At 67.6% G+C, this 18455-nt stretch carries 20 protein-coding genes; 11 read left to right on the top strand and 9 right to left on the bottom strand.

Features of this window, described 5'->3' with window-relative positions; all coding sequences use genetic code 11:
- Positions 1-15: 15 nt before the first annotated feature.
- The 3 genes from QX094_RS21500 to petA all read right to left on the bottom strand — a co-directional run bounded on the left by QX094_RS21500 (position 16) and on the right by petA (position 3140).
- Positions 16-348, bottom strand: a complete 333-nt coding sequence (locus QX094_RS21500; RefSeq protein WP_315717282.1) for a YnfA family protein — start codon at positions 346-348, stop codon at positions 16-18.
- 128 nt (positions 349-476) lie between these two features.
- The gene (locus QX094_RS21495; protein WP_315717284.1) at positions 477-2549 is read right to left on the bottom strand and encodes a cytochrome c1; all 2073 of its coding nucleotides are present in this window, start codon (positions 2547-2549) and stop codon (positions 477-479) included.
- 60 nt (positions 2550-2609) lie between these two features.
- A complete protein-coding gene (gene petA / locus QX094_RS21490; protein ID WP_315717369.1) occupies positions 2610-3140 on the bottom strand; it encodes a ubiquinol-cytochrome c reductase iron-sulfur subunit in 531 nt (176 codons plus the stop codon).
- A gap of 280 nt (positions 3141-3420) precedes the next feature.
- Between petA and QX094_RS21485 the strand changes: the two genes are divergently transcribed.
- The 5 genes from QX094_RS21485 (at position 3421) to QX094_RS21465 (ending at position 6672) form a co-directional block, all read left to right on the top strand.
- Positions 3421-3906 carry a tRNA (cytidine(34)-2'-O)-methyltransferase gene (locus QX094_RS21485; protein ID WP_316183790.1) on the top strand — a complete coding sequence of 162 codons (486 nt, stop codon included), beginning with the start codon at positions 3421-3423 and terminating at the stop codon, positions 3904-3906.
- The gene (gene queE / locus QX094_RS21480; RefSeq protein ID WP_315750402.1) at positions 3903-4535 is read left to right on the top strand and encodes a 7-carboxy-7-deazaguanine synthase; all 633 of its coding nucleotides are present in this window, start codon (positions 3903-3905) and stop codon (positions 4533-4535) included. The genes QX094_RS21485 and queE overlap by 4 nt, the downstream gene beginning before the upstream one ends.
- Positions 4536-4552: 17 nt before the next feature.
- Positions 4553-4921: a 6-carboxytetrahydropterin synthase gene (locus QX094_RS21475; protein WP_315750453.1), complete on the top strand. Its 369-nt coding sequence runs from the start codon at positions 4553-4555 to the stop codon at positions 4919-4921.
- Positions 4922-5024: 103 nt separating this feature from the next.
- Positions 5025-5912 carry an oxygen-dependent coproporphyrinogen oxidase gene (gene hemF, locus QX094_RS21470; protein ID WP_315717287.1) on the top strand — a complete coding sequence of 296 codons (888 nt, stop codon included), beginning with the start codon at positions 5025-5027 and terminating at the stop codon, positions 5910-5912.
- A gap of 31 nt (positions 5913-5943) precedes the next feature.
- On the top strand, positions 5944-6672 hold the full coding sequence (locus QX094_RS21465) for an HAD family hydrolase (RefSeq protein ID WP_316167447.1): 729 nt from the start codon (positions 5944-5946) through the stop codon (positions 6670-6672).
- 18 nt (positions 6673-6690) lie between these two features.
- Here the strand turns inward: QX094_RS21465 and QX094_RS21460 are convergent, their stop codons facing one another.
- Positions 6691-7605, bottom strand: coding sequence for a LysR family transcriptional regulator (locus QX094_RS21460; protein WP_315750399.1), 915 nt, complete (start codon positions 7603-7605; stop codon positions 6691-6693).
- A 119-nt stretch (positions 7606-7724) separates the two neighbouring features.
- Between QX094_RS21460 and QX094_RS21455 the strand changes: the two genes are divergently transcribed.
- From QX094_RS21455 to QX094_RS21445, 3 genes are all read left to right on the top strand, one after another.
- Positions 7725-8354 (top strand): DsbA family protein, encoded by a 630-nt coding sequence (locus QX094_RS21455; protein WP_315717290.1) that lies wholly within the window; start codon positions 7725-7727, stop codon positions 8352-8354.
- Positions 8355-8462: 108 nt separating this feature from the next.
- A complete protein-coding gene (locus QX094_RS21450) occupies positions 8463-9362 on the top strand; it encodes an MBL fold metallo-hydrolase (protein ID WP_315717291.1) in 900 nt (299 codons plus the stop codon).
- Between the two features lie 71 nt (positions 9363-9433).
- Positions 9434-9856, top strand: coding sequence for a diguanylate cyclase (locus QX094_RS21445; RefSeq protein WP_316188113.1), 423 nt, complete (start codon positions 9434-9436; stop codon positions 9854-9856).
- Positions 9857-9866: 10 nt separating this feature from the next.
- On the opposite strand, the gene QX094_RS21440 is transcribed toward QX094_RS21445, so the two are convergent.
- From QX094_RS21440 to QX094_RS21420, 5 genes are read right to left on the bottom strand one after another with little or no spacing between them, the layout of a single operon-like run.
- A complete protein-coding gene (locus tag QX094_RS21440) occupies positions 9867-10643 on the bottom strand; it encodes a TSUP family transporter (RefSeq protein ID WP_316188112.1) in 777 nt (258 codons plus the stop codon).
- Complete coding sequence (locus QX094_RS21435; protein WP_316188111.1) at positions 10640-11890, bottom strand: CCA tRNA nucleotidyltransferase; 1251 nt, start codon at positions 11888-11890, stop codon at positions 10640-10642. Before QX094_RS21435 ends, QX094_RS21440 begins: the two co-directional genes overlap by 4 nt.
- Complete coding sequence (locus QX094_RS21430) at positions 11887-12150, bottom strand: DUF6111 family protein (protein ID WP_315717295.1); 264 nt, start codon at positions 12148-12150, stop codon at positions 11887-11889. The genes QX094_RS21435 and QX094_RS21430 overlap by 4 nt, the downstream gene beginning before the upstream one ends.
- On the bottom strand, positions 12147-12806 hold the full coding sequence (locus QX094_RS21425) for a CoA pyrophosphatase (RefSeq protein WP_409977949.1): 660 nt from the start codon (positions 12804-12806) through the stop codon (positions 12147-12149). The genes QX094_RS21430 and QX094_RS21425 overlap by 4 nt, the downstream gene beginning before the upstream one ends.
- An 8-nt stretch (positions 12807-12814) precedes the next feature.
- On the bottom strand, positions 12815-13417 hold the full coding sequence (locus tag QX094_RS21420) for a DUF1285 domain-containing protein (protein WP_316188110.1): 603 nt from the start codon (positions 13415-13417) through the stop codon (positions 12815-12817).
- 264 nt (positions 13418-13681) lie between these two features.
- Here QX094_RS21420 and QX094_RS21415 point away from each other — a divergent pair, with 264 nt between their 5' ends.
- Genes QX094_RS21415 through QX094_RS21405 form a run of 3 tightly spaced genes read left to right on the top strand, consistent with a single transcriptional unit; the run spans position 13682 to position 18455 of the window.
- A complete protein-coding gene (locus QX094_RS21415; RefSeq protein WP_315717298.1) occupies positions 13682-14680 on the top strand; it encodes a MoxR family ATPase in 999 nt (332 codons plus the stop codon).
- Complete coding sequence (locus tag QX094_RS21410) at positions 14680-15636, top strand: DUF58 domain-containing protein (protein ID WP_316188109.1); 957 nt, start codon at positions 14680-14682, stop codon at positions 15634-15636. The genes QX094_RS21415 and QX094_RS21410 overlap by 1 nt, the downstream gene beginning before the upstream one ends.
- Positions 15633-18455, top strand: a complete 2823-nt coding sequence (locus QX094_RS21405; RefSeq protein ID WP_316183792.1) for a DUF4159 domain-containing protein — start codon at positions 15633-15635, stop codon at positions 18453-18455. Before QX094_RS21410 ends, QX094_RS21405 begins: the two co-directional genes overlap by 4 nt.

The raw sequence follows: 18455 nt of genomic DNA, 5'->3' as shown, positions 1-18455 counted from the left end.
TCCGGGCTACGGGCGCTAGACCGGCATCGCGCGCGGCGCGAACAGGATCACTGCCATGCCGGCGAGGCAGATCAGGGCGCCGGCGGCGTCCCACGGATCGGGGCGATGGCCCTCGACCAGCCAGCCCCATAGCAGCGCCGCGGTGATATAGATGCCGCCATAGGCGGCGTAGGCGCGGCCGGCGAGCGGGCTGTCGGCCACGGTGAGAAGCGTCGCGAAGCCGGCGAGCGCGGCCATGCCGGGCAACAGCCATAGCGGCGACTGCCCGAGCCGCAGCCAAGCCCAGAACGCGAAGCAGCCGCCGATCTCCAGCACGGCGGCGCCGGCGAAGGCGAGAAGTGACGGCATGGGCGAACTCCGTTTTCCCGGCTGCGCCGCGGACAAGGCCTCCCCTGGCCCGAGCCCAACTAACACAGGGACAACAAAAAAGCCCCCGGAGGGGCTTTTCGTTTTCATCAGACGTTTCCGATCACCGCTCAATGCGCGGCGGCCCAGACCCGCTTCTTGGTGAAGTACATCAGGCCGGCGAAGATGATCAGGAAGATGAACACCTGATAGCCGAGGCGCTTGCGCGCTTCCATGTGCGGCTCGGCGGTCCACATCAGGAAGGTCGCGACGTCGTGGGCATACTGCTTCACGGTGGCCGGCGAGCCGTCGTCGAACGTCACCTGGCCGTCGGACAGCGGCGGCGGCATCTTGATCGCATGCCCGGGGAAGTACTTGTTGTAGTACGAGCCGTCCGGAATGGTGACGCCGTGCGGCGGAGTTTCTTCATAGCCCTGCAGCAGCGCGTTGATGTAGTTCGGGCCCTGCTCCTGGAACTGGGTGAAGAAGTCGATCAGGAACCAGGGGAAGCCGCGCTTGTAGGAGCGCGCCTTGGCCATCAGCGACAGGTCCGGCGGGGCCGCACCGCCATTGGCGGCCCGTGCGGCCTGCTCGTTCGGGAACGGCGACGGGAAGTAGTCGGCCGGCCGGCCCGGACGCTCGAACATCTCGCCGGCGTCGTTGGGACCGTCCTTGATCTTGTACTCGGCCGCGAAGGCGGCCGCCTGCGCCGGCGAGTAGCCCGGGCCGCCGGGCTCGGCGAGATTGCGGAACGCCACATATTGCAGCGAATGGCAGTTCGAGCAGACTTCCTTGTAGACCTTGAGGCCGCGCTGCACGGCGCCGCGATCGAAGGTGCCGAACGGACCGGCAAACGACCACTTCGCCGACGGCGGGTTCTCCTGGCCTTCGCTGGCACGGGCGTCGCCCATGCTGCCGGCGAGCAGCGACACCGCGGCGACCAGCGCGATCACGGTCGAGACCATCGGTGCCGCCTTGCGGCCGGACCTGGCCAGCACGTCATCAGCGATCGAGTTCGGCAGCGGGCGCGGCCGCTCGATGCGCGCGAGCAGCGGCAGCACGATCAGGAAGTAGGCGAAGTACAGCACCGTCAGGATGCGGCCGAGCACGACATAGACACCCTCCGGCGGCTGCGCGCCGAGATAGCCGAGGCCGATGCAGACGACGACGAAGATCCAGAAGAACTGCTTGCCGAGCGGACGGTACTTGTTGGAGCGGGTCTTGGCCGAGTCGAGCCAGGGCAGGAACACCAGCACGATGATGGCCGCGAACATCGCGATCACGCCGGCGAGCTTGTTCGGGATCGAGCGCAGGATCGCGTAGAATGGCAGGTAGTACCATTCGGGCACGATGTGCGCCGGCGTCACCGCCGGGTTGGCCGGGATGTAGTTGTCGGCCTCGCCGAGATAGTTCGGCATGTAGAAGATGAACCAGGAATAGAAGATCAGGAAGCAGGCGACGCCGAAGAAGTCCTTGATCGTCGCGTAGGGCGTGAACGGCACCATGTCCTTCTCGGTCTTCGGCTCGACGCCGGCCGGGTTGTTCTGGCCAGTGACGTGCAGCGCCCAGACGTGCAGCACGACCACGCCGGCGATCAGGAACGGCAGCAAATAATGGAGCGCGAAGAAGCGGTTCAGCGTGGGATTACCGACGGAGTAGCCGCCCCACAGAAGGGTCACGATGCTCTCGCCGAAATACGGCACGGCCGAGAACAAATTGGTGATGACGGTCGCGCCCCAGAAGCTCATCTGGCCCCACGGCAGCACGTAGCCCATGAAGCCCGTCGCCATCATCAGGAGGTAGATGATGACGCCGAGGATCCAGAGCACCTCGCGCGGCGCCTTGTATGACCCGTAATACAGGCCGCGGAACATGTGGATGTAGACGGCGAGGAAGAACATCGACGCGCCGCAGGCATGCATGTTGCGCAGCAGCCAGCCGTAGTTCACGTCGCGGACGATCAGTTCGACCGACTTGAAGGCGAGGTCGGCATGCGGCGTGTAGTGCATCGCCAGGACGACGCCGGTCACGATCTGGATGCCGAGCATCATCGAGAGGATGGCGCCGAACGTCCACCAATAGTTCAGGTTCCGCGGCGTCGGGTAGGCAATGAAGGACGAGTGGACCAGGCCGATGATCGGAAGTCGTTGCTCGAGCCACTTCAAGGCGGGGTGGCTCGGCTGGTAGTCAGAAGGTCCACTCATGATGCGTTCCTGAAGAAATTATCTTGCACGATCGAGCGTGAGCTCAAGACGAACGTCTGCTCAGCCGATCTGGATCTTGGTGTCGGAAACGAACTGATAGGGCGGGACGGGAAGATTGAGCGGCGCCGGCCCCTGGCGGACGCGACCGGAGGCGTCGTACTGCGAACCGTGGCACGGGCAGAAGAAGCCGTCGTAATTGCCTTCGTGGGCGATCGGGATGCAACCCAGATGGGTGCAGATGCCGATCACGACCAGCCACTGCTCGTGGCCGTCCTTGGTGCGGGACTGGTCGGTCGCCGGATCCGGCAGGCTCGACACCGGCACCGCGCGGACCTCCTCGACCTGCTTCTTGGTGCGGTGGGAGATGTAGATCGGCTTGCCGCGCCAGAACACCTTGATGTCCTGTCCTTCGGCGACGGGCGCGAGATCGACCTCGATCGGCGCACCGGCCGCGATGGTCGAGGCATCGGGATTCATCTGGGAGATGAAGGGCCACAGGGCGGCCACAGCACCGACAGCCGCGGTAGCGCCCGTGGCGACGAAAAGAAAATCCCGGCGTGTCGGATGATCCGCAGTAGACGCTGTCACGATTCCAACCCTTTCTTCGTTGCAGCCGGTGGAACCGCCCCGCTCGACGTCTTACGATCTCGACCTTGGAGATCACGTGACCGGGAGATCCTGCCGGCGCCCGCGTCCCCCGCGGCGGCAGAAAACGGCTCGCTCCACCGCCCCTGGGGAACAAGCCGTCCAGAATCGTTCTATTGGCACCCTTGCGATACGAGCGCAAGCCCGCTATCGGCCCTGCAGCACGCCATGCACCAATTCCCGCTTCGGAAGCGGACTTTCCGCCTCAGTCCTAAGACCAATTCGCATGCAGATCGCGCTCTATCAGCCCGACATTCCGCAGAACACCGGAACGATTCTGCGCCTGTGCGCCTGCCTCGGGCTCGCGGCCCACATCATCGAACCGGCGGGCTTTCCTGTGTCCGACCGGCAGTTCCGCCGCGCCGGCATGGACTATCTGGACCAACTGAATTGGCGGCGGCACGATTCCTGGAGCGCGTTCGAGGCCTGGCGGTCCGCAGAGGGCCATCGCCTGCTGCTGCTGACGACCAGGGCCGCGACCTGCTATCTCGACTTCAGCTACGGCGCGGACGACATCCTGCTGCTCGGGCGCGAGAGCGCCGGCGTGCCGGACGGCGTGGCGGCGGTCGCCGATGCGCGGCTGCGGATTCCGCTGCAGCCGGGGCTGCGCTCGCTGAACGTGGCGATGGCCGCGGCGATGGCCGCCGGCGAGGCGCTGCGCCAGACCGGACAATTCGTCCAATTGCAATCCGCACAAGGAGCCGGAGGGTGAGCTACGCGGTGAAGGAAATCTTCATGACCCTGCAGGGCGAAGGCGCCCAGGCGGGCCGCGCTGCCGTGTTCTGCCGCTTCGCTGGCTGCAACCTGTGGAGCGGCCGCGAGGCCGATCGCGCAACCGCGACGTGCCGGTTCTGTGACACCGACTTCGTCGGCACCGACGGCACGCTGGGCGGCCGTTATGAGACCGCCGCAGCGCTGGCCGAGGCCATCGGTGGGCAATGGACAGGCGGGGCCGCCGACCGCTATACGATCCTCACCGGCGGGGAGCCGCTGCTGCAGGTCGATGCCGACCTGATCGAAGCGCTCCACGCCCGCGGCTTCGCGGTCGGGGTCGAAACCAACGGCACGCTCATTCCGCCCGACGGGATCGACTGGATCTGCGTCAGCCCGAAGGCCGGCGCCGAGCTGAAGCTGCGGCAGGGCCACGAGCTGAAGCTGGTCTACCCGCAACACGGGGCCGAGCCGGAGACGTTCGCGGGGCTTGCCTTCGAGCGCTTCTCACTGCAGCCGATGGACGGGCCCGAAGCGGCCGCGAACACGGCGCGCGCCATTGATTACTGCCAGCATCATCCGCAATGGCGGCTCAGTCTGCAGACGCACAAGATGATCGGCATCAGGTAGGGATTGTGACTGACACGATGTGGGAATTGACCAAGTCGTTCACCTTCGAGGCCGCGCATACGCTGCCGATCACGACGCTCGGCGAAGCCAGCCAGGAGATCCATGGCCACTCCTTCCGCGCCGAGGTGACGGTGCGCGGCGATGCGACCCATCCCGAGACCGGCATGGTGGTGGATTTCGGCGTGCTGACGCAGCGGCTGAGCGAGATCCAGGCCATGCTCGACCACAAGTTCCTGAACAAGATCGAGGCGATCGGGCTGCCGACGCTCGAGAACCTGTCGCGCTTCATCTATGAGCGCGTCCGCTCGATCGGCCATGTCACCAAGGTCAGCGTCCACCGCGACAGCTGCCGCGAGACCTGCACCTATTTCGGTCCGCAGGGCTGATCGATTGTGGTAGGACCGAACCGTAGCGACAACAGCGCTGTCACCTCCGGCTGTCATGGACGCTTGACGGCAGGGTGAGCGCCAACGTGCCAGGGGAACGTCCATGACCACCGCCGCCATCGAGGATCGCAAGGCCCGCGCCCGCGCCTGGTTCGAGAGCCTGCGCGACCAGATCTGCGCGGCGTTCGAGCGGCTCGAGGACGAGGCGCCGGCTGACCTTTATCCGCGCACACCGAGCCGGTTCGTCCGAACGCCGTGGGAGCGCACCGACCATGCCGGCGGCCCGGGCGGCGGCGGCGTCATGAGCATGATGCACGGCCGGCTGTTCGAGAAGGTCGGCGTGCACTGCTCGACCGTGCATGGCGAGTTCGCCCCGGAATTCCGCAGCCAGATTCCCGGCGCCTCGGAAGACCCGCGGTTCTGGGCCTCGGGCATCTCGCTGATCGCGCATCTGTGGTCGCCGCACGTGCCGGCGGTGCACATGAACACGCGCTTCGTCGTCACGACGAAAGCCTGGTTCGGCGGCGGCGCCGACCTGACGCCGGTGCTGGACCGCCGCCGCACCCAGGAGGACGCGGATACGCTGGCCTTCCACGCCGCGATGAAGGGCGCCTGCGACGCCCATGCCGCGGTGGCCTCGTACGACAAGTACAAGCGCTGGTGCGACGAGTACTTCTATCTGCCGCACCGCAAGGAGCCGCGCGGCATCGGCGGCATCTTCTACGACCATCACGATTCCGGCGACTGGGAGGCCGACCTCGCCTTCACCCAGGATGTTGGCCGCGCCTTCCTGAAGGTCTATCCCGAGCTTGTCCGGAGCAATTTCAGCAGCCCCTGGACCGCCGCCGACCGCGAGGAGCAGCTCATCCGCCGCGGCCGCTACGTCGAATTCAACCTGCTTTACGACCGCGGCACCACATTTGGGCTTAAAACCGGCGGCAATGTCGACAGCATTCTGTCCTCGATGCCGCCCGAGGTGAAATGGCCCTGAAACTCGATTTGTTGAACCGCGTAGATTGATCATGACCGCCGCCCTGCCCCGCGCCATGCTGATCGACATGGACGACACCATCCTGTCGGCCTATGGCCGTCCCGAGATCGCCTGGAATATCGTCGCCACCGAGTTTGCCGACGAACTCGCGCCGCATACGCCGCGGGCGGTGGCCGCCGCGATCCTGGCCTCGGCACGCAGCTTCTGGTCGGTCGCCGGCGCCGAATGGCGGATGAAGCTGATCCAGGCGCGGCAGGAGGTGGTGAAGGACGGCTTCGCGGCGCTCGCCGGCCACGGTCCTGCTCTACCGACCGAGCTCGCGATCCGCATCGCCGATCGCTTCACCGGCTATCGCGACGAGCAGATGTTCGTCTTCCCCGGGGCGCATGAGGCGATCGACGCATTCAAGGCGCGCGGCGTCAGGCTGGCGCTCGTCACCAACGGCGAGGCCGGCCAGCAGCGCGCCAAGATCGAGCGCTTCGCGCTGGCGCACCGCTTCGACCACATCCAGATCGAGGGCGAGCACGGCTTCGGCAAGCCCGAGGAGCGCGCCTATTGGCACGCGATGGAGCGGCTCGGCGTCGGCCCGGAAGACACCTGGATGATCGGCGACAATCTCGAATGGGAGATCGTCGCGCCGCAGCGGCTCGGCATCTATTCGATCTGGATCGACGTCCATGGCGACGGCCTGCCGGAAGGCACCGACGTCAAGCCCGACCGCATCATCCGCTCGCTGACCGAGCTGGTGCCGGCGGGCTAGGCCCGCGCGGCGCCGGCGTCACTTCGCGCGCCGCGGACCTCCGGCGACTGCGCGCTTGTGCGCCTCCATCAGCATCGCCACGAAGGCCGTCACCTTCGGCGGGCGAAAGCGCGCCGCTGGGAACACGGCGTGGATGCCTCCGGACGGCAGTGTCCAGGACGGCAGGATGGCCACGAGGCGGCCGGCCGCGAGATCGTCCCTGATCAGGAAATCGGGCAGCACCGCCAGGCCGCCGCCGGCCAGCGTCGCGGCGAGCACCGCCGGCGTGGTGTTGATGGTAAGCGTCTGGCTCATCTCGACGCTCTCGCGCTCGACGTCGCCTTTCATGAACTGCCAGGTGAGCGGCTCCCTCAGCGCGGCATTCGCAATGAACGGCAACGCGGCGAGGTCGCGCGGATGCGCGACGCGCCTGACCACGTTCGGCGCGGCCACCAGCTGCTGCCGGAAGCTGCCGACCCGGCGGGTCTGCAGGGTGGAATCGTCGAGCCATCCCACGCGGATCGAGAGATCGATCTGGCTGGCGACGAGGTCGATCTTGCTGTCGGCGAGGATCAGCTCGACCCGGCAGGCCGGATAGGTCCGCGAGAACTCGGTTGCGATCGCGGCGAGCGTGCAGGTGCCGTAGTCGTTCGGCGCGGCGATGCGCAACAGTCCCATCGGCTCGGCGTTGCTCTGCGCCAGCTCGGCCAATGCGCTCTCGGCCTCGCGCAGGATGGCAGCACAGCGGGCATGCAGCAGGCGACCGGCTTCCGTCGGCTCGACCCTGCGCGTGGTCCGCACCAGCAGGTCGGTTCTGAGCTCGCGCTCGAGCTGGGCGACCTGCTGGCTGACCACGGCTTTGGTGATCCCGAGCCGATCGGCCGCGCGGGTAAAGGACGCTGCGTCCACCACGGCCGCGAAATAGACGAGGCGGTTGAGATTGATCGCCTCCATGCCGGCGGCTCCTTCTATTGTCCATTAACAGCATACAGTCTGTCTCATTATGCTGTATTTATGGACAAACGAGAACCCGCTATCTCGGCGCCATGCCGCTCCAAGACAGGGTTCCGGAAATGCGACTGACCTATCTGTTCGACCCGCTCTGCGGATGGTGCTACGGCGCCGGCCCGGCGGTCGAGACGCTCGCCGCCCACGACGCCATCACGCTCGAGCTGCTGCCCACTGGCCTGTTCGCCGGCCGTGGCGCCGGCAGGATGGATGCGCAATTCTCCGAATATGCCTGGAGCAACGACCAGCGCATCGCCAAGCAGACCGGCCAGCGTTTCACCGACGCGTACCGCACCCGCATTCTCGGCGCGGGCGGCGCCTTCGATTCGACAGCCGCATCGCTCGGCCTGACGGCGGTCCACGTCACCGACCCCGGCCGTGAGCTCACGGTCCTCAAGGAGCTGCAGCTTGCGCGCTACGTACACGGGCAGGACATCGTGAGCGTCGCGGGCGTCGGCGAAGTCCTTCGAGCGCTGGGCCTTGCGAGCGCCGCCGAGCGGATGCTGGCCCGGGATCACGCGCTGGTCGAGGCCTATGGCCGCCGGCTCCAGACCGCGCATAGCTTGATGCGACGCTACGGCTTGTCCGGTGTCCCGGCCCTGCTGGCGGGTGACGGCGAGCGGCAGAGGCCGCTGCCGGGCAACGCCTTGTACGAACCGCTCGACGGCCTGCTCGCACAACTCGGAGCAGCCTGAGCCGCTCCGTACTCGATGCCTGGCACAATCCACCCAGCCGTCGCACACGGCCGGAGCGCCGCCTGCTGCCCGGCCTCATCGTTTTATCACTCCAAGGAAGAGACTGACATGCCGACACGGAGACAGATCATGACGACAGCGATTGCAGGGACCGCCGCAGCCATTCTCGGTGCATCGGACAGCGGCCGTGCCGCTGGCAGCAAGCTGGTCTGGACACACTTTCCCGCCGGCCCGAACGGCTTCTTCCGCGCGCCCGTGCTGCTGAGGGGCCCCACCGAAGCACTGCTGATCGACGGTGGCTTCAACTATCCGGACGGCCGCGCGGTGGCGGCCGCAATCAAGGCGAGCGGCAAGACGCTGACGGCCATCTACATCAGCCAGTCGGACCCGGACTACTACTTCAGCCTCAAGCCGATCCGCGAGGCCTTTCCCGGCGTGAAGGTGATCGCCGCCACGGCGACCATCGAGGCGATCAAGGGCAATGTCGAGAAGAAGCTCGCCGTCTGGGGCCCGCAGCTGAAGGAGAACGGCCCGCAGACGATGGCCGACATCGTTCTGCCCGAACCGTTCGATGGCCCGTCGCTGTCGGTCGATGGCGAGACGATCGAGATCGTCGCCGCCGAGGGGCTGGCCAATCGGCGCTATCTCTGGGTGCCCTCGCTCGCAGCCGTATTCGGCGGCGTCATGATCTTCTCGGGTGTCCATGTCTGGACGGCCGACACCCAGAGCAAGGAGCAGCGCGCAGCCTGGATCGCGACCCTCGACAAGATCGCTGCACGCGCTCCGACGGTGGTGGTCGCCGGCCATGCCGTGGCGGACGCCGCCACCGACCTGTCGGGTGTTCGGCACACCAAGTCCTATCTCATCGCGTTCGAGGAGGAGCTCGCCAAGGCCAAGGACGCCGCAGCCCTGAAGGCCGCAATGGAGGCGAAGTTCCCCGGCCTCGGCATGGGCGTGGCCCTCGACATCGGCGCCAAGGTGGCGAAGGGCGAGATGAAGTGGGGCTGATGCAGGCCGCGGCCACATCAGGCTGACATGACAGAAGCGCCGGCCCGTCAGGACCGGCGCTTCGGCCTTTCGTGGATGGCCGCGTCGTGCCTCAGGCCGGGCGCTCGGCGACGTTGGGACGCCATTTGATCAGGCGGCTCTCGACGAGGTCGAGCAGCGCGTCGATGCGCGCGGAGGAGCTGCGCGCCCGCGTCGAGGCGCTCAACATCAGCTATGGCGTGGGCATGCTGCCGCGGGTGACGATCTCGGTCGGCGTCGCCGCCTATCCCGAGGCCGGCCTCGATCTGACGGAGATCCTGCGCGTCGCCGACGGCGCGCTGTACCGTGCCAAGCACAAGGGCCGCAACCGTGTCGAGCTCGCCTCCGGCCGCATGGTGCCGCCGCTCGACGAGGTGACGAACCGGGCCGTCGCCGCGCTCGATGCCATCGTGGCACGCGCCGAGACCGGCACCATCACGCCATCCGATCGGGACACGGACCAGCAGGTGGCTTGACGCCGGAAGGCTACGCCGCCGGCAGCAGATGCCGCACCGCCGATGCGATCATCACGCCGCCGCCGGTGATGACGGCGGCGTCGAGGATGGCGGCGTGGATGTGCACCGGCATGCGGGCGACGAAGGCCTTGGCGAGGAACGCGCCGGGCACCGCGACCGCGCCGATCAGGAGCGCGAACGCCAGCACCTGCACGGTGACCACGCCGGCCAAACCAAACACCGAGATCTTGATGACACCCGTGGCCACCGAGATCATCGCGTCGGTGGCGATGACCGCGGCGCCTTCGAGGCCGGCGGCCATCAGCAGCGACAGCAGGATCACGCCGGAGCCGGAGGTGCCGCCGACCAGCACGCCATAGCCGACCGCTCCGGCAGCAAGCCCGCCATTGCCGATCCTGACCTCGCGCTTGCGCAGGATCCGCCGCAGCGGAACGCTCATGATGAGCATCGTGCCGATCACGAACGCCGCGCCGGCATTGGTCAGTCGCGTGTAGCCGTAGGCGCCGAGCGCCGTCGTGAGCGCGGCTGCCGCGATGACGATTCCGGCGCGCGTACGGTCGGCATGGCTGATATAGGCGACGACACGGCTGAGATTGGTGAGGATCGCCGAGATCGCGATGATCGGCACGACCGGCTCGGCCCCGACCATCGGCACCAGCACGAGCGGCATGAGAGCGCCGGTGCCGTAGCCGGCAAGACCACCGATGATGGAAGCGAATAGAGCGACGGAAGCGACGAGCAGGAGTTGCAGCAGCGAGATGTCGGCAAAGCCTGCCAGAAAATTCATGAACGTCCGTCGCGGTTGACGCGCGCCGCCGCCTGATCGGCGATCGCGTTCAGCGATGCCTCGTCGAGCGGAAAGTCCGCAGCTAACCAGGCATCCTCTGCGAGGGTGAGCACATGACCGAGAAGCGGTCCCTCCGCAACCCCGCGCGCGATGAAATCGGCCGCCTTCAACGGCAATTTCGGCGGCGTGAAGCGCTGCGGCAACAGCGCACGCTCGCGCCAGCGCCGGTCGTCGCGATCGCGCGCCCGCGCCCAGCCGAGCATCAGGCGGTCGCGATAGACGGTCTCGCCGAGACGATACAGCAGACGCCGGACTCGCGCCTCGTCGGCGGAAGCGAACCGCCACCAGCGATGGCCCATGCCGTCGAGCGCCTTGCTCTCGGCATTGGAGAGCTTCAGTCGGACGCCGAGACGGCGCGCATCCTCGGTCACGGCGACCGCGAGCGCCGCGAGACGGCGGACCGCGCTCGGCGGCAGTTCCAACTCGCGCTCGATGCCGATCATCGCGGCGAACGGACCGAGATAGGCGACGCCGCCGATGATCGCCGTCAGCAACCCGCCATCCGCCATCGCCGTGACCGCGCCGACTGCGCCGTCGGTGACGAGCAGCTTCAGCATCTCCATGCGCACGCGCTCGGCCGACAGCGTGGCGAACCCGGCACGGCCGGCGATGCAGGCCAGATAGCCGTCGCGATCAGGGGCGCCATGACCGAATGCCGAATGGATGCGGAAGAAGCGCAGGATGCGCAGATAGTCCTCGGCGATGCGCTGGGCGGGGTCGCCGATGAAGCGCACGCGGCGCTGGGCGATGTCGGCGAGGCCGCCGACGTGATCATGCACCACGCCGTCCGGCCCGACGGAGAGCGCATTGATGGTGAAGTCGCGCCGGTGCGCGTCGCCGACCCAGTCGCGGCCGAACTCGACCTTGGCCTTGCGGCCGAAGGTCTCGGTGTCCTCGCGCAGGGTCGTGACCTCGAACGGATGGCCGTCCAGCACCAGCGTCACGGTGCCGTGGTCGATGCCGGTCGGCACGCTCTTGATCGACGCCGCCTTGGCACGCCGGAGCACCTCCGCCGGCAGCGCCGTGGTCGCGATGTCGATGTCGCCGATGGCGATGCCGAGCAACGCATTGCGCACGGCGCCGCCGACCACCCGTGCTTCCTCGCCATCGCAATTGAGCAGCGCGAGCACGCGCGCGGCGGGACCGGACGAGAGCCAGGGCGCATGCAGCACCCGCGCGCCGATCATTTCTCGACCCCTGGAACGAGCCTGCCGTTCTCGACATGAGCGGGGACGTAGGTCGAACGCGGCGGCGCGCCGGAGAACTCGGCGAGCAGGACCAGACTTGCAATCACCAGCACCAGCGCCGCCACCGTCAATTTTGTGGTCAGATGAAAGGGCCAGTTGGCCGGCACCAACAGCCCCGATTTGGTCGCGAGCAAGAACAACACATAAACCGCAAAAGGAATGAGGAAAATTCCGATTTCCGTCAACACGCCACGGATCATGGCCGACCGATCCGCTCGTACAACACCCGAAGGATGCCCGCTGTCGCGCCCCATATGTAGCGCTCGGCGAACGGCATCGCGTAATATGAGCGCTCCATGCCGCGAAACTCCTTGGAATGCAGCTGGTGATTGGCGGGGTCCATCAGGAAGGCCAGCGGCACCTCGAAGGCGTCGTCGACCTCGCCCTCGTTGATCTTGAGCGTGAATCCCGGCCGCACCCGCGCCACCGTGGGCAGGATGCGGAAGCCGAAGGCGGTGCCGTAGACGTCGAGATAGCCGATCGGGTCGACGAAGCTGCGGTCGAGCCCGATCTCCTCTTCGGCTTCGCGCAGAGCGGCATCGAGCGGAGAGGCATCGGTGACGTCGATCTTGCCGCCGGGAAAGGCGATCTGTCCGGCATGGCTCGAGAGGTTCGGCGAGCGCTGGGTCAGGAGAACGGTCGGCTCGGGGTGGTCGACCACCGGGATCAACACCGCCGCGGGGCGGATCGGCTGCTCGCGGGAGATGATCTCGAGCATGCGGTCGGTGCCGGAATCTCCACTGGCCGGAATGACGTCCGGATCCAGCAGGGCCTGCGGAACATCGAAGCGCAGCCGCGCGCGGCCCCGCGCGAAGAAATCGGCCGAACTGAGTTCAGCGGTCCTGTTCCTCACCATGGGCTGGTTCAAAGCGCCGCCCTCACCTCTTCTGCGTCGGCCATGGGGAAGAACGCGCCGCCCGACCCCACGCCGAACATCACACGACCATCGATCATCCGCTCCTCACCCATGTCAACAAGCTCGTAGTACAGCGCCCGCGTCACCTTGGCCCAGAGATCGGCTCGCACATGCAGATAGGGCGTCAGGCCGCCGCTCTCGCCGGGCTCGAAGCGCAGCCGGTGCTCGGCATCGCACGCGACCCAGTCGTCGACATTGGTGCGGAAATGCAGCAGCGGCCCGCGCGCATCGCTCTCCGTCCGCATTTCTACGGCCGTGAAGGGGGCATCATCGACGCGGATGCCGACCTTCTCCACCGGCGTGACCAGAAAATAGCGGTCACCCTCGCGCTTGAGGATCGTTGAGAACAGCCGCACCAGCGCCGGCCGCCCGATTGGCGTGCCCATGTAGTACCAGCTACCATTACCGGCGATTCGCATGTCGAGATCGCCGCAGAATGGCGGATTCCACAAATGCACCGGCGGCAGTCCCTTTGCGGATGTGCCAGCCTGCGTTGCCGCCGACGTCAGCCGATCGAGTCCGTTGTCGGTGGTCTGCCCTTGCTTCGCCATGGTTTGCCTTGAGTTTGCGTCCACCTTGGCACGATTGGTGCAAGATTCCATCGCCGTCGTCTGTGCAAAAGTTCCTGGCGGCCCTGCAGGTCATGTAAGGTCGCCATAACGTGATGCCGTCAATACCCCGTAATGCCGATAATATGGGGATAGTTTAACTCAACGAATACAGCGCCTTCGCATAGGTTGGCATCCGCTTCCCGGCAAACTGGAGCGGAACGTCCGTCCGAAAGTTCAAGATGCGGGGCAGAAGGAGCGACGGAAATGGCTGAGAGTGCCGAGAAGCTCGAGGATGCGATCGTCCGGTCGGCCGAACAGGTCTCCGGCCAGATCCGAGCGGCAAAGGATGCGATCTCCGGCGTCATCTTCGGCCAGGACCGCGTGGTGGAAAACACGCTGGTGACCATCCTGTCCGGCGGCCACGCGCTGCTGATCGGCGTCCCCGGCCTCGCCAAGACCAAGCTGGTCGAGACCTTGGGCGTGACGCTCGGCCTCGATGCGAAGCGCATCCAGTTCACGCCGGACCTGATGCCGTCGGACATTCTGGGCGCTGAGGTGCTGGACGAAAGCGCCGGCGGCAAGCGCTCGTTCCGCTTCATCGCCGGCCCGGTGTTTGCGCAACTCCTGATGGCCGACGAGATCAACCGCGCCAGCCCGCGCACGCAGTCGGCGCTGCTGCAAGCCATGCAGGAGCAGCACATCACGGTTGCAGGCGCCCGCCATGACCTGCCGAAGCCCTTCCATGTGCTCGCGACCCAGAATCCGCTGGAGCAGGAAGGAACCTATCCGCTTCCCGAGGCTCAGCTCGACCGCTTCCTGATGGAGATCGACGTCGACTATCCGGATCGCGATGCCGAGCGCCGCATCCTGTTCGAGACCACCGGCGCCGAGGAGAGTGCCGCCAAGGGCGCGATGACGGCCGATGCGTTGATCGCGGCCCAGCGTCTGGTGCGGCGCCTGCCGGTCGGCGATTCCGTGGTCGAGGCGATCCTGTCGCTGGTGCGCTCGGCGCGTCCCGGTCCCGAGGCCGGAGAGGCCGGCAAGCTGATCGCCTGGGGCCCCGGTCCCCGCGCCAGCCAGTCGCTGATGCTCGCGGTGCGCGCCCGCGCGCTGCTCGACGGCCGGCTCGCGCCCTCGATCGACGACGTGCTCGATCTCGCCGAGCCCGTGCTCAAGCACCGCATGGCGCTGACCTTCCCGGCGCGCGCCGAGGGACGCACCATTCCGGACGTGATCCGGCAATTGAAGAGCCGGATTGGCTGATGGCCGCAGCGACAGGGCACGTCGACAAGGAGATTCTCGCGATACGGCGTGCCGATGGCGAAAGCCGGACGCTGGCATCGTCGCTGCCGCGGCTGGTGTTGGAAGCCCGGCAGATTGCCGCCAACGTCATTCATGGCCTGCATGGAAGGCGCCGCGCCGGCTCCGGCGAAAGCTTCTGGCAGTACCGCCGCTTCGTCTCCGGTGAGCCGTCGCAGCGCGTCGACTGGCGCCGCTCCGCGCGCGATGACCATCTCTATGTCCGCGAGCAGGAATGGGAGGCCGCGCACACGGTGTGGATCTGGCCGGACCGCTCGCCGTCGATGGCCTTCGCGTCGAAGGGCGCGCGCGACAGCAAGCTCGAGCGCGCGCTGATCGTGACCTTTGCCCTGGCCGAGCTGCTGGTGGCCGGCGGCGAACGCGTCGGCATTCCCGGCCTGATCAATCCGACCGGGAGCCGCAACGTGATCGACCGCATTGCGCAGGCGATGCTGCATGATGAGACGATCAGGCCGAGCCTGCCGCCGTCCTTCGTCCCCTCGGCGCTCGCCGAGATCGTCGTGCTGTCGGATTTCTGGTCGCCGATCTCCGAGATCAGCACCATGCTGGCCGGCCTGTCCGCGTCCGGTGCACACGGCACGATGGTGCAGGTGGTCGATCCGGCCGAGGAGACCTTCCCCTATTCGGGCCGCGTCGAGTTCGTCGAGCCGGAAGGCGGCGAGGTGATCACGGCTGGCCGCGCCGAGAGCTGGGCACAGGACTACGTCGCCCGCGTGGCGCTGCATCGCGACCAGATCCGCGCCGAGACCGGCAGGCTCGACTGGCTGTTCACAACCCACACCACCAGCCGCTCGGCCGCCGAGCTGCTGCTGTTCCTGCATGCCGGCATGACCACGGCCAAAGGTAGCGCGCGCAGCGGCGTCAAAGTGGGCGCTGGCCCCGGAGGGCTCGGCGCATGATGGGCCTGCCGCTGTCGTTCGCCGAACCGCTGCTGCTGACCGGTCTCGTCAGCCTGCCGGTGCTGTGGTGGCTGCTGCGGGTGATGCCGCCGCGGCCGCGCCGCATCGAGTTTCCGCCGACCCGGCTGTTGTTCGACATCACGCCCAAGGAAGAGACGCCGTCGCGCTCGCCCTGGTGGCTCACCCTGCTGCGGCTGGTGGCGGCGGCGCTGGTGATCTTCGCCGCAGCCGGTCCGATCTGGAATCCGCGCACCGAAGCCGTCGGCAGCAAGGCGCCGCTGGTGCTGCTGCTCGACGACAGTTGGAGCGCGGCCGCAAGCTGGGACACGCGCATCAGGGCCGCCGACGAGATCATCGCCAACGCCGATGCCGACCGCCGCGGCGTCGCGCTGCTGCCGCTGTCGGAGCCCGCGCGTGACCTCACCTTGATGCCGGCCGGTGCTGCGCGCGTCGCGCTGCGCCAGATCGCGCCCAAGGCCTACACGACCGAGCGCGCCGATGCGCTGCCGCAGCTCGATCGCTTCCTGAAAGCGACCGGCGATGCCGAGATCATGTGGTTCTCCGACGGCGTCGATCCCGGCCGCGGCAGCGAGTTCGTGGGGGGTCTCGCCAAGACGATCGGCGACCGCAGCCTGACCGTGTTCGAAGGCGGCACGCCCTCGCCGCTGGCGCTCGCCGGCGCCGAGAACGCGGCCGCCAAGATGACGGTGAAGGTGCTGCGCGCGGATCTCTCCGTTCCGGGCGGCATCGTGCGCGCGCTCGATGCCAAGGGCTCGCCGCTCGGCGAGGCACAGTTCAGCTTTGCCGCCGGCGCGCACGACGCCGAGGCGAGCTTCGACCTGCCGGTCGAGCTGCGCAACGACATCACCCGGCTCGAGATTGCGGGCGAGCGCTCGGCCGGCGCCGTGCAGTTGCTCGACAAGCGCTGGCGCCGCCGCGCCGTCGGCATCGTCTCCGGCGCCACCAGCGACACCGCGCAGCCGCTGCTCGCACCGACCTTCTATCTCACCCGCGCGCTGTCGCCGTTCGCCGATCTCAGGCTCGGCGATCGCGGCGCCCCGCAGCAGGTCATCACGCAGTTCCTCGACCAGAAGGTGCCGATGATCGTGATGGCCGACGTCGGCACGCTGTCGCCGGAGCTGCGCGACCGTCTCAACGGCTGGATCGAGAATGGCGGCGTGTTGGTGCGCTTCGCCGGCCCGCGCCTGGCGCAGGGCGACGACGACCTCGTGCCGGTGAAGCTGCGCCGCGGCGGCCGCACCCTGGGCGGCAGCCTGACATGGGAGAAGCCGCAGCACCTGGCCGCGTTCGCCGCCGACGGCCCGTTCGCCGGCATCACTGTCCCGAAGGACGTCACCGTCAACCGCCAGGTTCTCGCCGAGCCCGACGCCGTGCTGGCGACCAAGAGCTGGGCGTCTCTCGAGGACGGCACGCCGCTCGTCACCGGTGAGCATCGCGGCAAAGGCCTGATCGCGCTGTTCCACGTCAGCGCCGACATGCGCTGGTCCGATCTGCCGATGTCCGGCGCCATGGTCGAGATGCTCCGCCGCATCGTCGACATGTCCGGCTACACCTCGACGCCGGGCCCTGGTCCCGCGGGTGAGACCGCCAAGGCCACGCTGGCGCCGCTGCACATCCTCGACGGCTTCGGCGCCTTCGGACCGCCGCCTTCGACCGCCAAGCCGCTACCGGCTGATTTCAACGACCGGGCTTCGCTGGATCATCCGCCCGGATTCTATGGCCCAGCCGAGGGACCTACCGCAGTGAACACGCTCAGCCCCGCCGATCGCATTCTGCAGCTCGACACGGCAGCGCTGCGCGCCAACCGCGCCAGCTACACCACCGCCGAGCCGCGCGATCTCCGGGGCATCCTGCTGTCGACCGCACTGCTGCTGTTCCTGATCGACGCCGTCATTGTCGCCCTGCTCGGCGGCGTGCTGGCCGCGTTGGCAAGACGACGGCGTGCGGCCCCCGCGGCCATCGCGCTTGCGGTGCTGGCAACCGGCGCCCTGCTCGCGGTCGCGATGCCGGCGCCCGCACGCGCCGACGCCGCCAGCGATGATTTCGCGATGCGCGCAGTGTCACAGACGCGGCTTGCCTATGTCGTGACCGGCAATGCCGACGTCGATTCCATCGTCAAGGCCGGGCTGATGGGGCTGACCTTGTTCCTGGCGCAGCGGACCGCGCTTGAAGCCGGCGATCCCGTCGGCGTCGATCCCGCGCATGACGAGCTTGCCTTCTTCCCGCTGATCTACTGGCCGATCGTGCCGGGCGTGCCGAAGCCGCCGCAGGACGCGATCAACAAGATCGACGCCTACATGAAGCAGGGCGGCACGGTGATCTTCGATACCCGCGACGCCGTCGAGGCTCCTCCGGGCGAGAACGGCGCGCAGCAGACCCCGGGCATGCAGTCGCTGCGCGAGATCCTGTCGTCGCTCGATGTGCCCGAGCTCGAGCCGGTGCCGCGCGAGCACGTGCTGACCAAGACGTTCTACCTGCTGCGCGACTTCCCCGGCCGCTTCACCGCGGGCCAGACCTGGGTCGAGGCGCTGCCGAAAGATGAGGACGAGGACAGCGCCTCCCGTCCGGCGCGTGGCGGCGACGGTGTCTCACCGATCATCATCACCTCCAACGATCTCGCCGGCGCCTGGGCCATCCGCCCCGACGGCCAGGCCATGCTGCCGATGGTTCCGGGCGAGCCACGGCAGCGCGAATTCGCCTTCCGCGCCGGCGTCAACATCGTGATGTACACGCTGACCGGCAACTACAAGGCCGACCAGGTGCACGCGCCGGCGCTGATCGAACGGCTCGGGCAGTGA

The organism is Bradyrhizobium sp. SZCCHNS1050 (assembly GCF_032484785.1).
GTDB lineage: Bacteria > Pseudomonadota > Alphaproteobacteria > Rhizobiales > Xanthobacteraceae > Bradyrhizobium.
The sequence above is the reverse complement of the archived record's forward strand: the minus strand, read 5'-3'. Positions and strand labels throughout refer to the sequence as shown.

What these genes read in the sequence shown, in the direction of transcription:
- QX094_RS21500 (WP_315717282.1), bottom strand. Translation starts at nt 348, where the DNA reads ATGCCGTCACTTCTCGCCTTCGCCGGCGCCGCCGTGCTGGAGATCGGC.
- QX094_RS21495 (WP_315717284.1), bottom strand. Translation starts at nt 2,549, where the DNA reads ATGAGTGGACCTTCTGACTACCAGCCGAGCCACCCCGCCTTGAAGTGG.
- QX094_RS21485 (WP_316183790.1), top strand. Translation starts at nt 3,421, where the DNA reads ATGCAGATCGCGCTCTATCAGCCCGACATTCCGCAGAACACCGGAACG.
- QX094_RS21475 (WP_315750453.1), top strand. Translation starts at nt 4,553, where the DNA reads ATGTGGGAATTGACCAAGTCGTTCACCTTCGAGGCCGCGCATACGCTG.
- hemF (WP_315717287.1), top strand. Translation starts at nt 5,025, where the DNA reads ATGACCACCGCCGCCATCGAGGATCGCAAGGCCCGCGCCCGCGCCTGG.
- QX094_RS21465 (WP_316167447.1), top strand. Translation starts at nt 5,944, where the DNA reads ATGACCGCCGCCCTGCCCCGCGCCATGCTGATCGACATGGACGACACC.
- QX094_RS21460 (WP_315750399.1), bottom strand. Translation starts at nt 7,605, where the DNA reads ATGGAGGCGATCAATCTCAACCGCCTCGTCTATTTCGCGGCCGTGGTG.
- QX094_RS21455 (WP_315717290.1), top strand. Translation starts at nt 7,725, where the DNA reads ATGCGACTGACCTATCTGTTCGACCCGCTCTGCGGATGGTGCTACGGC.
- QX094_RS21450 (WP_315717291.1), top strand. Translation starts at nt 8,463, where the DNA reads ATGCCGACACGGAGACAGATCATGACGACAGCGATTGCAGGGACCGCC.
- QX094_RS21440 (WP_316188112.1), bottom strand. Translation starts at nt 10,643, where the DNA reads ATGAATTTTCTGGCAGGCTTTGCCGACATCTCGCTGCTGCAACTCCTG.
- QX094_RS21435 (WP_316188111.1), bottom strand. Translation starts at nt 11,890, where the DNA reads ATGATCGGCGCGCGGGTGCTGCATGCGCCCTGGCTCTCGTCCGGTCCC.
- QX094_RS21430 (WP_315717295.1), bottom strand. Translation starts at nt 12,150, where the DNA reads ATGATCCGTGGCGTGTTGACGGAAATCGGAATTTTCCTCATTCCTTTT.
- QX094_RS21425 (WP_409977949.1), bottom strand. Translation starts at nt 12,806, where the DNA reads ATGGTGAGGAACAGGACCGCTGAACTCAGTTCGGCCGATTTCTTCGCG.
- QX094_RS21420 (WP_316188110.1), bottom strand. Translation starts at nt 13,417, where the DNA reads ATGGCGAAGCAAGGGCAGACCACCGACAACGGACTCGATCGGCTGACG.
- QX094_RS21415 (WP_315717298.1), top strand. Translation starts at nt 13,682, where the DNA reads ATGGCTGAGAGTGCCGAGAAGCTCGAGGATGCGATCGTCCGGTCGGCC.
- QX094_RS21410 (WP_316188109.1), top strand. Translation starts at nt 14,680, where the DNA reads ATGGCCGCAGCGACAGGGCACGTCGACAAGGAGATTCTCGCGATACGG.
- QX094_RS21405 (WP_316183792.1), top strand. Translation starts at nt 15,633, where the DNA reads ATGATGGGCCTGCCGCTGTCGTTCGCCGAACCGCTGCTGCTGACCGGT.